The sequence below is a fragment of the Streptomyces sp. NPDC051172 genome (assembly GCF_040682555.1).
In the GTDB taxonomy this organism is placed as follows: domain Bacteria; phylum Actinomycetota; class Actinomycetes; order Streptomycetales; family Streptomycetaceae; genus Streptomyces.
The window spans coordinates 1-13,622 of sequence record NZ_JBFBBE010000003.1 but is presented as its reverse complement, the minus strand read 5'-3'; the positions used below and the strand labels follow the sequence as shown (position 1 = coordinate 13,622).

The window sequence follows — 13,622 nt, the reverse complement described above, 5'->3', positions numbered from 1 at the left end:
CGCAGCATCGTATGAACGTACTGGTGTTGACCCTACGAGGGAGCGAGCCATGGTCGTCAGTGCCGGTGGAGTACCGAAGGGCGCCGAGCCGCCGGGGTGGCAGGCGATAAGACGCCGGGTGCTCGCCTGCCTCGCCGCGCTCGCGCTCACCCCCGTGCTCGCCGCCTCGCGGTCCGCCGGGGGCTTCGGGGAGGCAGCGGAGTCGGCCTTCGACGAGATCTACCGCGGCCGTCGCATCCGGGGTGCCCTGCTCCCCGCCCCGGCATGCGGCGCCGACGGCCGTGCGTGGCAGGTCACCGTGGACGGCCGCCCGCTGCATCTGATGCGCCGCTCCGACGGCAGCTGGCTGAGCATGGTCAACCACTACTGCTCGTACCGGACCCTGCTGGAGGCCACCCGGGCCGCCGTCGACGAGCTCGGCCCCGGGCAGCGGCTGCGCGACCTGGCGCCGGGCCTGCTCGGCGGAAGCCACCTGCACATGGGGGAACGCCATGGCGTACGTGCGTAAGGACGTGAGCACGCTGACGCGCGACGAGCGGCGGCGGCTCGTCAACGCACTCCTCCAGATCAAATGGCGGGGGGAGTACGACGAGTTCGTGCGGGTGCACATCGCGTACTACCAGGCCGACGGCGAGACCGGCCTGCGTCCCGCCCACATGGGGCCCTCCTTCCTGCCCTGGCACCGCCGCTTCCTGCTGGACCTGGAGCGGGCGCTGCAACGGGTCGACCCGTCGGTGACGGTGCCGTACTGGGACTGGACACGGGACCGTTCGACGACGTCCGTGCCCTGGAGCGACGACCTCCTCGGCGGCAACGGGCGCAGCTCCGACCACCAGGTCGTCAGCGGGCCGTTCGCCTTTGCGCAGGGCTACTGGCGCATCCGGGAAGGCATCATCGACGTCGAGTTCCTCACCCGGGACCTGGGCCGGGCCGACGACCCCATCGAGCTGCCGACCGAGGAGGAGCTCCAGGAGGCGCTCGCCGACCCGGTCTACGACACCTCGCCCTGGGACTCCACCTGCGACGAGGGGTTCCGCAACAAGCTGGAGGGCTGGGGGACCGGACAGGACGGCGTCGCCTGGCGCAATCACAACCGCGTCCACCGCTGGGTCGGCGGTGCCATGCTCGGCGGCGCCTCCGTCAACGACCCCGTGTTCTGGCTGCACCACGCCTTCGTCGACCTGCAGTGGACCCGCTGGCAGCAACTGCACAGGAACGGCGCCCCGCGCTATCTGCCGGCCCAGCAGCCCGGCCCCCGCAGCGGGCAGCGCGGGCGCATCGTCGCCCGGCACGAGCCGATGCCCCCGTGGGGGGTGACACCGGACGAGATGGAGGACGTGAGCCGGATCTACCGGTACGCCTGACCGATCCCTCGCTTCAGCCCAGCCGGCGTACCGGCGCCCCGTCAAGGAAGGCCCGGATGTCCTCCACCGCCTCCCGGTAGTACGTCTCGTAGTTCGCCCGCGACACATAGCCGAGGTGCGGTGTGGCGAGCAGACGGGGAGCCGTGCGCATCGGGTGGTCGGCGGGGAGGGGCTCGATGTCGAAGACGTCGATGCCCGCACCGGCGATCCGGCCCTCGTGCAGGGCGGCGAGCAGGGCGTCCTGGTCGACGATCGCGGCGCGGGAGGTGTTGATCAGATAGGCGGTGGGCTTGAGGAGGGCGAGTTCGGCGGGGCCGAGCAGGCCGCGGGTGCGCTCGCCCAGGGCCAGGTGGACGGAGACGTAGTCGCTGCCGGCCAGCAACTCCTCCTTGGAGGCGGCGAGTTCCACGCCCACCTCGTCTGCGTACTCCTTGGTGAGGTTCTGGCTCCAGGCGCTGACGTGCATGCCGAAGGCGGTGCCGACCCGGGCGACGCGGCTGCCGATCCTGCCGAGGCCGAGCAGTCCCAGGCGGCGGCCGTGCAGGTCGGCGCCCACCGTCTGCTGCCAAGGGCCGCCTGAACGCAGGGAGTTGCTCTCCTCGACGATGCCGCGGGCGAGGCCGAGGAGCAGCGCCCAGGTCAGTTCGACGGGCGGGGTCGAGGTGCTCGCCGTGCCGCACACGGTGACGCCGTGCGCCTCGGCGGCGGCGTAGTCGATGACGCTGTTGCGCATGCCGGAAGCGACGAGCAGCTTCAGCCGGGGCAGGCGGGCGAGCAGGGAGGCCGGGAAGGCGACGCGCTCGCGCAGGGTGACGACGATGTCGAAGTCATGCAGCGCGGAGGCGAGTGCGTCCTCGGTGTCGAAGTGTTCGGCGAAGCTGACGGCATCCACCCGGTCGGCCACGGGTGACCAGTCGGCCAGCTCCGTCGCCACCTGCTGGAAGTCGTCGAGCACAGCGCAGCGCAGCCGCACGGCGGGTCCCTTTCGTCGGCGGGGTCGGGTGGCAGGGCGTGATCAGCAATGGTCGCGTATGAGCGGATCCGCAAGCCACTCGAGTACGCGTTGATCGAGTCGTGTAGATCAAGTAAGCCTTTAAAGATTGCGCAAGCCGAGAGCCATTACACTCGCCACTCCATGCCGCAGGCTGCCATCCATCGGGGGAGATACATGCGGTTCGTGTGCGTACGGGCGATGCTCGTGACCGGTGTGCCGGCCGTTGCCGCGGCCGTGTTCCTGTTCCTCGGGTTCGGAGCGGGCGCGTTCGCCGGGCGGCCCTACGTCGGACAGGGGCTGATCACGGCGGGTCTGGTCGCCGGGGCGGTGGCCGCCGGGACGGCCGTCGGCGACGTCGCCTGGCTCCTGATGGCGGCCCGCGGCCGCTCCGAGCCGGACGACGCGGCGGCAGGGGGCGCCGAGACGGAGGTCAGGGCACAGCCGGACACCTAGACTGGTCCGGCACGCGGTGCGGCTATCGGGTGGGACGGGAGAGGACAGTGGCGGCAGACATCGGAGGCTTCGAGGATCCGTCCGCCGAGGTACTGGCCGAGGCGGCCGCCGCCTTCGGACTGCTGGCCTCCGCGGCCCGGCTGCACCTCGTGTGGGCGCTGGCGCAGGGCGAGAGCGATGTCACACACCTCGCCGACCGGGTGGGCGGGGCCCTGCCCGCGGTCAGCCAGCACCTGGCGAAGCTGAAGCTCGCGGGGCTCGTGCGGTCCCGGCGGGAGGGGCGGCGGCAGATCTACTTCGTCGACGATCCCGACGTCGTGACCGTGGTCCGGGTGATGGTGGGGCAGCTGGCCGCGCGTGCCGACGGGGCGACCGCGTCCGTGCATGCGCTGCGCGGGGCCGGTGGCTGACAGCAGCGCGGCCCCGGAACCCGACCCCGGGGCGTTCGATTCCGCGGGAGGGCCGGGACCGGTCGCCGGTGCGGGGCCGGGCCCTTCGACCCTGCTGCAGACGCTGCGGCGGCTGGGCAGCGGGCCGCGCGGGCTGACGGAGGCGCAGGCCGAGGAGCGGCAGGCCCGCTTCGGGACCAACACTCTGCCGACGCACCGGGAAGCCTCCTGGCCGAGGGCGCTGCTGCGCAGTCTGCGCGATCCGTTCACCGCCGTGCTGCTGTGCCTCGGGCTGGTGTCGGCGGCCGTCGCCTCCTGGGGCACCGCCTGTGTGATCCTCCTGCTGGTCACCGTGAGCTGTGTGCTGCGCGCGTCGGGGGAGCACCGGGCCGGCCGGTCCATGGCGGCACTGCGCGGCCTGGTCGCCACCACCGCCACCGTCCTGCGCCGCGCCGGGGAGGATCTGCCGCCGGACGCCCGGGAGATCCCGGTGGACGAGCTGGTGCCCGGCGATGTGATCCGGCTGGGCCCCGGCGACCTGGTCCCCGCCGACGTACGACTGCTGCGGGCGCAGGGCCTGACCGTGCACCAGGCCGTGCTCACGGGGGAGTCGGCCCCGGTGGCGAAGGATGCCGCCGACGGGGCGGGCGTGGCGGGCGGGGGCCTGTTCGACCGGCCCGAGCTCTGCTTCCAGGGCAGCAGTGTCGCGTCCGGCAGTGCCACCGCGGTCGTCGTGGCGACCGGCGGGCGGACCCGGTTCGCGGCGGCGCACGGCCGTGGCGACGCCCGGCCCGAGGCCAGCGCCTTCGACCGGTCCGTGCACGGCATCTCCTGGATCCTCATCCGGTTCATGCTGCTGACCCCGCCGCTGGTCCTGATGGCCAATGCCGCACTGCGCGACCGCGGTCTGGAGACGCTGCCGTTCGCGGTGGCGGTGGCGGTCGGGCTGACGCCGGAGATGCTGCCGGTCATCGTCACCATGTGCCTGGCCCGCGGCGCCTCACTGCTGGCCCGCAGCCACGGGGTGATCGTCAAGCGGCTGCCCGCGCTGCACGACCTCGGCGCCGTCGACGTGCTGTGCCTCGACAAGACCGGCACGCTCACCCAGGACCGGCCGGTACTCCACCAGGCCCTCGGCCCTGACGGGCGGGACGACCCCGAGGTGCTGCGCTGGGCCGCGGTGAACGCCTGGTGGGCCCTGCAGCTCGCCGACCTGCCCGCCCCGGACGCCCTCGACGACGCCGTCCTGGACGGGGCCGACGAGGACGACGTCATGGCGTACGACGGGGTGGCGGCCCTTCCGTTCGATCCGCTGCGGCGGCTTGCGACGGCCGTCGTCCGCACGCCGGGGCGGCTGGGGACGCACACCCTGGTCGTCAAGGGGGCTGCCGAGGCCGTCCTGGAGCGTTGCGTACTGGAGGACGACCAGCGCGGGGAACTGCTCGCGCTCGCGGCGCGACACGCGGACGACGGGCTGCGGGTGCTGGCCGTCGCCACCGCGCAACGCCCCGCCCGGATCCGCGAGTACACGGCCGCCGACGAACGCGGCCTGGAGTTCTGGGGCTTCGTCACCTTCAAGGACGCGCTCGCCCCCACCGCCGCCGAAGCGCTGAAGGTCCTCGCCGACCGGGGCGTCACCGTCCGGGTCCTCACCGGCGACCACCCGGGCACCGCCGTCCGGGCCTGCCGCGACCTGGGGATCGCCGTACCGCCGGACGGTGTCCTCACCGCCGACGCCATCGACCGGCTCACCGACGCCGAACTCGCCGCGGCCGCCGCCCGCACCGTCGTCCTCGCCCGCTGCACCCCCGCGCACAAGGCCCGCTTCGCCGCCGCCCTGCGGGCCGGCGGGCACACCGTCGGCTACCTCGGCGACGGGGTCAACGACCTGCCCGCCCTGCGCGCGGCCGACGTCGGCATCGCACCGCGGGAGGCCGTGGCCGTCGCCCGGGAGAGCGCCGACGTGGTCCTGGCAGACAAGGACCTCACCGCGATCGACCACAGCATCGCGGCCGGACGCTACTCGGGCGGCAACATCGCCACGTATCTGCGCATCACCCTCTCCTCCAACCTCGGCAACGTCATCGCGATGCTCGCCGCGGGCCTCCTGCTGCCCTTCCTGCCGATGCTGCCGGCCCAGGTGCTGGCGCAGAACCTGTGCTTCGACGCCGCCCAACTGGCCTTCGCACACGACCGGCCGCATCCGTCGGTGCTGCGCCGCCCGACGCTGCTGCGCCCGCGCGACCTGCTGCGCTTCATCGTCGGCTTCGGCGTCCTCAACGCGGTCGCCGACCTGGCCACCTTCGGCGTGCTGGAGCTCGCCCTGCACGGACCAGGGGGACTGGACGACCGGGCGGTCTTCCACTCCGGCTGGTTCACCGAGAACCTGCTCACCCAGGCCCTGGTGATGGTCCTGCTGCGCACGGGGCGTCTCGCGGTGGGGCGCGGACCCGGGCCGATAGGCTGGGCGGCGGGCGCGCTGGCCGCCGTAGGACTGCTGCTGCCGGTCTCCCCGCTCGGCTCGCTGCTCGGGCTGACCCCGCTGCCGCTTCTCTACTACCTTCTGCTGGCCGCCGTTCTCGCGCTGTACACCGTCGGACTGATGGCTGTCAGAAGGGCACCTTGGTTGTACAGTTGCGCAACGTAGCAACCATGCGAGAAGTGAGAAGGGGTGGGCGGGATGCTCCGCAACGGACTGGAACCCTGGCACCTGCTGGTCCTGGCGATCGTCATCATCTTGCTGTTCGGCTCCAAGAAGCTGCCCGAGGCCGCCCGCGGTCTCGGCAAGTCCATGCGCATCCTCAAGAGCGAGGCGAAGGCCATGAAGGAGGACGGCGCTGCCCCGGCACCCGCCGCCCAGCCGCAGTCCGAGCCCGCGTCCGACGCGACGGCCGCCCGCGTCATCCAGTCCTCCCCCGGAGATGCCGCATCGGCGCGTCCGGTCTCCGAGGACAGCACGGTTCGCTGAGCCGGAGAGGCATGCCGGTACGGCGTACCGGCCCGGCGCAGGTGGGAGGTGTGACACAGCCCACCTGCGAACTGGATAACGCTTGCTATATTGCGCAATCAACCAACCCGAGGGGTGCGCCGTGGCGCCGTCGGTTGGCGTCGGCCACAGCGTAGGGAGTGGGAGTTGAGCGACCCCTGGGGCGGAAGTCGTGGCCATGCGGCCACCCGAGATCGTTCGGCGAGTGTTCCGCGTCAGCGCGAGTCCGATGACGGCACGTCCCGCCCACCGCAGGGCGGCCGGGCCGCGGCCCGGCAGGCGGCACGCTCCCGGGGGCGCGGCGCGGGGCGCCGGGCCAAGCCCGTCGCCCGGCGCAGAAGGATCGGCCGCATAGCCCTGTTCACGGTGGCGGTGCTGATCCTGGTCACGGCCGGAGCCGGTGCCTGGCTGTACGAGCACCTGAACGGCAACATCAAGAGCGTCTCGATCGACGACGGTGCCGGCGGGAAAGAGAAGGCCGATGCCTTCGGGCGGACCCCGATCAACATCCTGGTGATCGGCTCCGACGGCCGGAACAACGCAGCCGACTGCAAACTGGGCGGCGGCTGCGGCTCGGCGAGTTCGACCGTCGGGCACAACGCGGACGTGGAGATGGTGGTGCACGTCTCCGCCGACCGCTCCAACGCCACCGTGATGAGCGTCCCGCGCGACACCATGACCCACGTCCCCGCCTGCAAGGACCCGGACAGCAGCCAGGCCACGTCCGGCTACTACGGACAGATCAACAGCGCGCTGCAGTACGGCCCCGCGTGCCAGGTCAAAACCATTCACCAGCTCACCGGCATCACCATCGACCACTTCGTGATGCTCGACTTCGCCGGAGTGGTGAAGATGTCCGACGCGGTCGGCGGCGTCGACGTCTGCGTCAGCGACAACGTCTACGACACCTACTCCCATCTGAAGCTCGCCAAGGGCGCCCACACCCTCCAGGGCGATGCGGCGCTGGAGTTCGTCCGCTCCCGGCACGGCTTCGGCGACGGCAGCGACCTGGGCCGTACCGTCTCCCAGCACCTCTTCCTCAGCGCCATGATCCGCAAGTTCAAGAGCGCGGGGACCCTGACGGACCCGACGAAGGTCTACTCCCTGGCGGACGCCGCCACCAAGGCGCTGACCGTGGACACCGGCCTGGGCAGTGTCAGCAAGCTCGTCGGCCTGGCGACCGACCTGGACAAGGTCCCGTCCAAGCGGATGACATTCACCACCATGCAGACCGCGGCCGACCCGGCCAACGCCAACCGGCTGGTCCCCGCGGCCTCCGCGAAGTCGTTGTTCGCGACCATCGAGAACGACCAGTCGCTGACGTCGGACAGCGGCAGGAAGAAGACGCCCTCGGCGTCCCCGTCCGCTGCGCCGGCGGCGACCGTGCCGGCCTCCGAGGTCGCCGTACGGGTCGAGAACGGCACCAGCACCGGCGGACGCGCCTCCGTGATCGCGCAGGCCCTCCTCACCAAGGGCTTCAGCTCGAACACCACCACGGGCAACGCCCCCGCACAGTCGTCGAGGACGACGATCACCTACGGCCCCGGGCAGAAGGCCGAGGCCCAGACGGCGGCCTCCGCCCTCGGACTGCCCACCTCGCACCTCACCCAGGGCAGCAGCAGCGGAGTGGTCCTCGTCATCGGCAGCGACTGGCCGAGCGGCACGGCGTACGGCTCCTCGGGCGGCTCGTCGGCCGCCGCCCCCGCCGACACGCACGCCGCGGTCGCCGACGCGCACGCCCAGACCGCCGACAAGGCCAAGACCTGCGCGAAGGTCAGCCCCTACAAGACGGTGCAGATCAACGGGGTTTCGATGACACCGTCCCAGGCGTACGCGGCGGCGAGGGGCAAGGAGGACTCGGCGCCCTGACGGACGCCCTCGGTGCATGAGATCGGCGCGTCCGGGGTGAAGCCGCAGGCGGGCCGGCGGTGACGAAAGGGAGGCGGTTCAGTCGGTGTCGGGGCTCTGCTCCGCCGCGGTGTCGTAGGCCGCGCGGGCCTCGGCGATGGCGGACCGGTGCCGCTCGGCCCAGCCCACCAGCCCGGTCAGCGAAGCGTGGAGCTCCTGGGCCATGGGGGTGAGGCTGTACTCGACCTTGGGCGGCACGGTCGGATACACGGTGCGAACGAGGAGTCCGTCCCGCTCCAGCCGGCGCAGATTGAGGGTGAGCATCCGTCGGCTGATGCCCTCGATGGCCCGTTCGAGCTCGGTGAAGCGAACCGGGCCGTGGGCGGCGGCGATCAGGATCCCGATGCTCCACTTGCCCGCCACGCGGTCGAGCACCTCGGTGACCGGGCAGGCTTCGTCTCTCAGCGCTTCGGTAACACGGGTGTGACTGCGTGACATGAAAGTTCCTTCTTCCGGCGACCAGCCAGGTTATCGATGATGGCTGCTGTTACAAGTCGTGAACCAAGGGGGAAGACATGTCTGTTCGTGCTCTCGTCGTCGATCCGTCCGCATCCGCGGCCGTCCGCCTCGCCGAGGTGTCCGACCCCGTGCCCGCGCCGGGCCAGGTCCTGGTGGACGTCTCCCACGCCTCGTTGAACTACGGCGACCTCAACGACGCCCGCTCCGGGCGCATCCCGGTGGGCGCGGTGCTCGGTTCGGACGCCGCCGGAGTGGTCGTTCGGGCCGCGGCCGACGGAACCGGCCCGGCGGTGGGCACCCGGGTGGTGGCGCTGACCGCGGGAGCGTTCGCCGAGCGCGTGGCGATCGACGTGGGAGCGCTCGCCGAGGTGCCGAAGGGCCTGGAGCCGGCGCAGGCCGCGGCTCTGCCGGTCGCCGGAGTGGCGGCACTGCGCTCGCTGCGGGCCGCGGGGCTCGGACCGGACAAAAGGGTGCTGGTCACCGGGGCCTCCGGTGGGGTGGGCCGGTTCGCGATCCAGCTGGCGGCGCGGGCCGGCGCCCATGTGATCGCGTCGGTGGGCTCGGCGGCCCGCGCAGAGGGTCTGACGGAGGCCGGCGCCGACGAGGTGCTGATCGGACTGGAGGGTCTCCACCGACCGGTCGACGTGGTCATCGACAGCGTCGGCGGATCTCAGCTGGTCGCGGCATGGAATCTGCTCGCTCCCGGGGGCAGCGTGCAGAGCGTCGGCTGGACTTCCGGCGAACCGGCGGTCTTTCCGCCGTATGCGACCGTCGGCCCGGCCAAGTCGCTGAACTCCTTCGTCATCGAGGGCGAGGTCGGCGCGGACCTGGCCGTTCTCACCGAGCTGGCCGCCGAGGGGCTCCTCAGGATCGAGATCGGCTGGCAGGGCGCCTGGGACCGCTTCGACGAGGCCGCCGAGGCCCTCCGCGGACGCCGTGTCGCCGGAAAAGCGGTCATGGCGCTGGGAAGCCCACTCTGACGCAGCAAAAACGCCCTCCCGAAGGAGGGCGGAGACTGGGCGCCCCCGGCAGGACTCGAACCTGCGGCCAAGCGCTTAGAAGGCGCCTGCTCTATCCACTGAGCTACGGGGGCCGGTGTGTGGCCGCTGTCGTGGGTGCCCGGGTGTGGGCCGTTCCGTGACGTTGCCGGGGACAAGGATAGGGCTCCCGTGTCCTTGTCCCTGTTGCTTCGCCTCCGTGGCTCGATGTGGAGGTTCAGTGAAGCGGTCCTGATAATCGCAGGCAGGTACGAATCGTGCATCGCTTTTGGGCCCTCGCGCACCGGGTGTTGTGCACTCGTTATGCCTGGACTGTGCCTGCGTCCCAGTCGTCCCTTCCGTCCCTTGTGTCCTGTCGGCGCGCAGACATGCTCATATGCTTCAGAATTCCCCTAAAATCGGGCATTCTCCGCATGTGGTGACCTTGGACGTACGGCCTCAGCTGCTCGACGCACTCTCCGCCCTGCGCGACAGTGTCGCCGCCGCACGCTTCCCGCTGCCCCTGGCCGGGGCTCCACGCGCGCGTGCCAACCGCGACGAACTGCTCGCACAGCTCGACGACTACTTGGTGCCCCGGTTGCGGGAGCCCGAAGCGCCCTTGCTGGCCGTCGTGGGCGGCTCGACAGGAGCCGGCAAGTCGACCCTCGTCAACTCCCTCGTGGGGCGGCGGGTCAGCGAGGCGGGCGTGCTGCGGCCGACCACGCGAACACCGGTGCTCGTGTGCCACCCGGAGGACCATCACTGGTTCAGCGGGATGAGAGTGCTGCCCGACCTCACACGCGTGTGGGTGCCCCATCAGGACGCCGGGGAGGACCTGTTGCTCCCCGGGGAGGACCCCGCGCGCGTGCTGCGCGTCGAGACCGCCGACACGATGCCGCGCGGGCTCGCCCTCCTCGACGCCCCCGACATCGACTCCCTGATCGCCGACAACCGTGTCCTGGCCGCCGAACTCGTCTGCGCGGCCGACATTTGGGTCATGGTCACCACGGCCGCCCGCTACGCCGACGCCGTCCCCTGGCATCTGCTGCGCACCGCGAAGGAGTACGACGCCACCCTCGTGACGGTGCTCGACCGCGTGCCGCACCAGGTCGTCTCCGAGGTGTCCCGGCAGTACGGCGCGCTGCTCACCAAGGCCGGACTCGGCGACGTACCGCGCTTCACCGTGCCCGAACTACCCGAGTCCGCCTGGGGAAGCGGACTGCTGCCGGCCACCGCCGTGGCCTCGCTGCGGACCTGGCTCGTACACCTGGCGCAGGACCCGGCCGCCCGGCAGCAGGCCATGGCCCGTACCGCGAACGGGATGCTCGACTCCCTCAGGACCCGGCTGCCCGAACTGGCCAGTGCCGCCGCCGCCCAGTACGCGGCGGCCCTGCGGCTCACCAACGCCGTCGAAGGCGCGTACGAGAGCGAGCACGCGCGCGTGCGTGGGCGGCTGCAGGCCGGCGCCGTACTCGCCGGAGACGCCCTCAAGCGGTGGCGTGCGTTCCCCCTGGACTGCTCCGCCGGCGAGCTCCTGGACGCGCTCATGGAGAGCCTGGCCACGCTTCTGCTGTGCGCCGTCACCGCCGCCGACGAGCGCATCCGGGAGGCCTGGCGGCGCGAACCCGCGGCGAGCGCCCCGGAGCTGACGGAACAGGAACCGTCCGCGGAGAGCGCCGAGGACCGCATCGGGATGGCCGTACGGCGATGGCGGCGCGAGCTCGAGGAGTATGCCGAGGAAGAGGTCCGCGACCTCGACCGCAATGTCGCGCCGGACCCCGAGGTCGTCGCCGCCCTGGTCACCACCGCGCTGCTGGGCGGCCGCCGGGCGCGTCCGGCCGGCGAAGGGCTCGCCGAGCGGATCGGCGCGCACGGGGCGCTGCGGCTGCGCGACAGGGGCGGGCGGCTGCTCACCGAGCACCTCGACCGGGTCATGCACACCGAACGCGAGCGCCGTCTCGCACCCCTCGACGCCCTCGAGATCCACCCAGAACCCCAGGCCGAACTCATCGCCGCGCTGTCCGTACTGCAGAAGGAGAGGTGACCGGTGACTGCCGTCACAGACGAGGACCACACGGGCCGGGCCGAGCACCCCGAAGAGAGCGCCAAGCGCCTGACGGGAGGGGACCAGACGGCGAAGCACGGGCCCGGCGAACGGGAGTCCGGCGTACGTGACAAAGGCGGCCACGCGCGCGTGGTGGACGTCGGCCCTTCCCGTCGTACGGACTCCACGAGCGCCTGGGACGACGGGCTGATCGCGCGGCGCGCCACCGAGGAGAACACCGGGTCCGAGCACGTCCCGGTGGTGGAGACGCGGGCGCTCACCGTCCAGCCGACGGTCCCGCTCACCTACGACCGCCCCCTGCGCTCGCGGCTCGACGCGCTGCGGGAACTCGTGGGCCTCTCCCGCACCCGGCTGGACGGCCAGACGCTCGCCGAGGCCGGGCGGGTGCTCGACGAGTCGGCGGCGCGGCGCAGGCTCTCCGGGCAGCACACCGTCGTCGCCATCGCGGGCGCCACGGGCAGCGGCAAGTCGCAGCTGTTCAACGCCCTGGCCGGGGTGCCCATTTCGGAGACCGGCGTACGGCGGCCCACCACCGCGACGCCCATCGCCTGCAGTTGGAGCGACGGCGCGGCGAGCCTCATCGAGCGGCTCGGCATCCCGCCCCGGCTGCGGCGGCGCCCGCTGCAGAACCCCGAGACGGAGGCGCAACTGCGCGGGCTGGTCCTGGTCGACCTGCCCGACCACGACTCGGCGGCCGTACAGCACCGCGAACAGGTGGACCGGGTCCTGGCCCTCGTCGACGCCGTCATCTGGGTCGTCGACCCCGAGAAGTACGCCGACGCCGTCCTGCACGAGCGCTATCTGCGGCCCATGGCGGGGCATGCGGAGGTCATGTTCGTCGTCCTCAACCAGACCGACCGGCTGCCCGGCGAGGCCACCCACCAGGTCCTCGACGACCTGCGGCGGCTGCTCGACGAGGACGGGATCGCACTGGGCGAGTACGGCGATCCCGGTGCCACCGTGCTCGCGCTTTCCGCGCTCACCGGGGAGGGCGTCGGTGAACTGCGCGAGGCGCTGGGGCAGTTTGTGGCGGAACGCGGAGCCCCGGCGCGGCGAATTTCGGCCGATCTCGACGCCGCCGCGGAGGACCTGCGGCCCCTCTACGCGGCGCGGCGGCGGACCGGCCTGAGCGAGGAGGCGCGGGACGAGTTCTCCGCCCGGCTCGCGGACGCGGTAGGTGCCTCCGCCGCCGGCGAGGCGGCCGAGCGCGCCTGGCTGCGCAACGCCAACCGCGCCTGCGGAACGCCCTGGCTGCGGCTGTGGCGGTGGTACCGGGACCGGTCCGAACAGACCACCGGGCGGGTGCCGTTGCCGACCCAGACGGACGAGGAGGTCACGGCACGCCAGCGTGTCGAGCAGGCGGTGCGCACGCTCGCCGACCGGGCCTCGACCGGGCTGCCCGCGCCCTGGGCCCAGGCGGTGCGTGAGGCGGCCGTACGCGGCTCCCACGGGCTGCCCGAGGCGCTCGACGAACTGGCGGTGCGGGCCGGTCTGCCGCCGGGCCGGCCACCACGGCCCGGCTGGTGGCCGCTGGCCGTCATGGCCCAGGTCTCCATGACGCTCCTTCAAGTCGTGGGCGGCCTGTGGCTGCTGGGGCAGATCATCGGGTTCATGGCGCCGAACCTCGGGGTGCCGGTGCTGCTGATGGCGGCCGGCATCGTCGGCGGCCCGATCGTCGAGTGGAGCTGCCGGATGGCGGCGCGCGGACCGGCCCGGCGCTACGGCACCGACGCGGAACGGCGATTGCGGGAGGCGGCCGCCGGGTGCGGTCGGGCCCGGGTGCTGGACCCGGTGGCGGCGGAGCTGCTGCGCTACCGGGAGGTGCGGGAGCAGTACGGGCGGGTGACGGGGGTGGGGAACGGGCCCCGGTGACACCCGGACGGGGCCGCGGGTTCCGGAGGGTGACGGTGAGCCTTTCTGCAGATGATCACTCAATGCCGCGAAGTTAAGGATTGCCCGCGAGCGTCAAGGTGTCCGGAAGGATCAGTTTGTAGGTGTTGGGGGCGGTGCGGGTCAGCAGGCCGCGG

General features: G+C 72.3%; 12 protein-coding genes and 1 tRNA gene. 10 read left to right on the top strand and 3 right to left on the bottom strand.

Annotation, left to right across the window (positions count from 1 at the left end; genetic code table 11):
- Positions 1 to 49 precede the first annotated feature (49 nt).
- Both AB0N07_RS02350 and AB0N07_RS02345 read left to right on the top strand, forming a co-directional pair.
- Positions 50 to 508, top strand: coding sequence for a tyrosinase family oxidase copper chaperone (locus AB0N07_RS02350; RefSeq protein WP_365831217.1), 459 nt, complete (start codon positions 50 to 52; stop codon positions 506 to 508).
- Complete coding sequence (locus AB0N07_RS02345; protein ID WP_365831215.1) at positions 492 to 1,364, top strand: tyrosinase family protein; 873 nt, start codon at positions 492 to 494, stop codon at positions 1,362 to 1,364. The genes AB0N07_RS02350 and AB0N07_RS02345 overlap by 17 nt, the downstream gene beginning before the upstream one ends.
- A gap of 13 nt (positions 1,365 to 1,377) precedes the next feature.
- Here the strand turns inward: AB0N07_RS02345 and AB0N07_RS02340 are convergent, their stop codons facing one another.
- Positions 1,378 to 2,337: a D-2-hydroxyacid dehydrogenase family protein gene (locus AB0N07_RS02340; protein WP_365831213.1), complete on the bottom strand. Its 960-nt coding sequence runs from the start codon at positions 2,335 to 2,337 to the stop codon at positions 1,378 to 1,380.
- 195 nt (positions 2,338 to 2,532) lie between these two features.
- On the opposite strand from AB0N07_RS02340, the gene AB0N07_RS02335 reads away from it, so the two are divergent.
- From AB0N07_RS02335 to AB0N07_RS02315, 5 genes are all read left to right on the top strand, one after another.
- Positions 2,533 to 2,811 (top strand): hypothetical protein, encoded by a 279-nt coding sequence (locus AB0N07_RS02335; protein WP_365831211.1) that lies wholly within the window; start codon positions 2,533 to 2,535, stop codon positions 2,809 to 2,811.
- A gap of 47 nt (positions 2,812 to 2,858) precedes the next feature.
- Entirely contained in the window at positions 2,859 to 3,221 is a 363-nt protein-coding gene (locus AB0N07_RS02330) for a metalloregulator ArsR/SmtB family transcription factor (RefSeq protein WP_365831209.1), read from the top strand.
- On the top strand, positions 3,214 to 5,847 hold the full coding sequence (mgtA, locus tag AB0N07_RS02325) for a magnesium-translocating P-type ATPase (RefSeq protein ID WP_365831207.1): 2,634 nt from the start codon (positions 3,214 to 3,216) through the stop codon (positions 5,845 to 5,847). Before AB0N07_RS02330 ends, mgtA begins: the two co-directional genes overlap by 8 nt.
- Positions 5,848 to 5,880: 33 nt before the next feature.
- On the top strand, positions 5,881 to 6,168 hold the full coding sequence (tatA, locus tag AB0N07_RS02320; protein ID WP_365831205.1) for a Sec-independent protein translocase subunit TatA: 288 nt from the start codon (positions 5,881 to 5,883) through the stop codon (positions 6,166 to 6,168).
- Positions 6,169 to 6,333: 165 nt separating this feature from the next.
- Complete coding sequence (locus tag AB0N07_RS02315) at positions 6,334 to 8,055, top strand: LCP family protein (RefSeq protein WP_365831203.1); 1,722 nt, start codon at positions 6,334 to 6,336, stop codon at positions 8,053 to 8,055.
- Between the two features lie 78 nt (positions 8,056 to 8,133).
- Here AB0N07_RS02315 and AB0N07_RS02310 read toward each other — a convergent pair whose 3' ends face one another.
- Entirely contained in the window at positions 8,134 to 8,532 is a 399-nt protein-coding gene (locus AB0N07_RS02310; protein WP_365831201.1) for a helix-turn-helix domain-containing protein, read from the bottom strand.
- A gap of 77 nt (positions 8,533 to 8,609) precedes the next feature.
- On the opposite strand from AB0N07_RS02310, the gene AB0N07_RS02305 reads away from it, so the two are divergent.
- The gene (locus tag AB0N07_RS02305) at positions 8,610 to 9,533 is read left to right on the top strand and encodes a zinc-binding dehydrogenase (protein WP_365831199.1); all 924 of its coding nucleotides are present in this window, start codon (positions 8,610 to 8,612) and stop codon (positions 9,531 to 9,533) included.
- Positions 9,534 to 9,573: 40 nt separating this feature from the next.
- Here the strand turns inward: AB0N07_RS02305 and AB0N07_RS02300 are convergent.
- A tRNA-Arg gene (locus AB0N07_RS02300) sits at positions 9,574 to 9,646 on the bottom strand.
- Between the two features lie 320 nt (positions 9,647 to 9,966).
- Between AB0N07_RS02300 and AB0N07_RS02295 the strand changes: the two genes are divergently transcribed.
- On the top strand, positions 9,967 to 11,574 hold the full coding sequence (locus AB0N07_RS02295; RefSeq protein ID WP_365831197.1) for a dynamin family protein: 1,608 nt from the start codon (positions 9,967 to 9,969) through the stop codon (positions 11,572 to 11,574).
- Between the two features lie 3 nt (positions 11,575 to 11,577).
- Positions 11,578 to 13,467: a YfjP family GTPase gene (locus tag AB0N07_RS02290; protein ID WP_365831195.1), complete on the top strand. Its 1,890-nt coding sequence runs from the start codon at positions 11,578 to 11,580 to the stop codon at positions 13,465 to 13,467.
- Positions 13,468 to 13,622 lie beyond the last annotated feature (155 nt).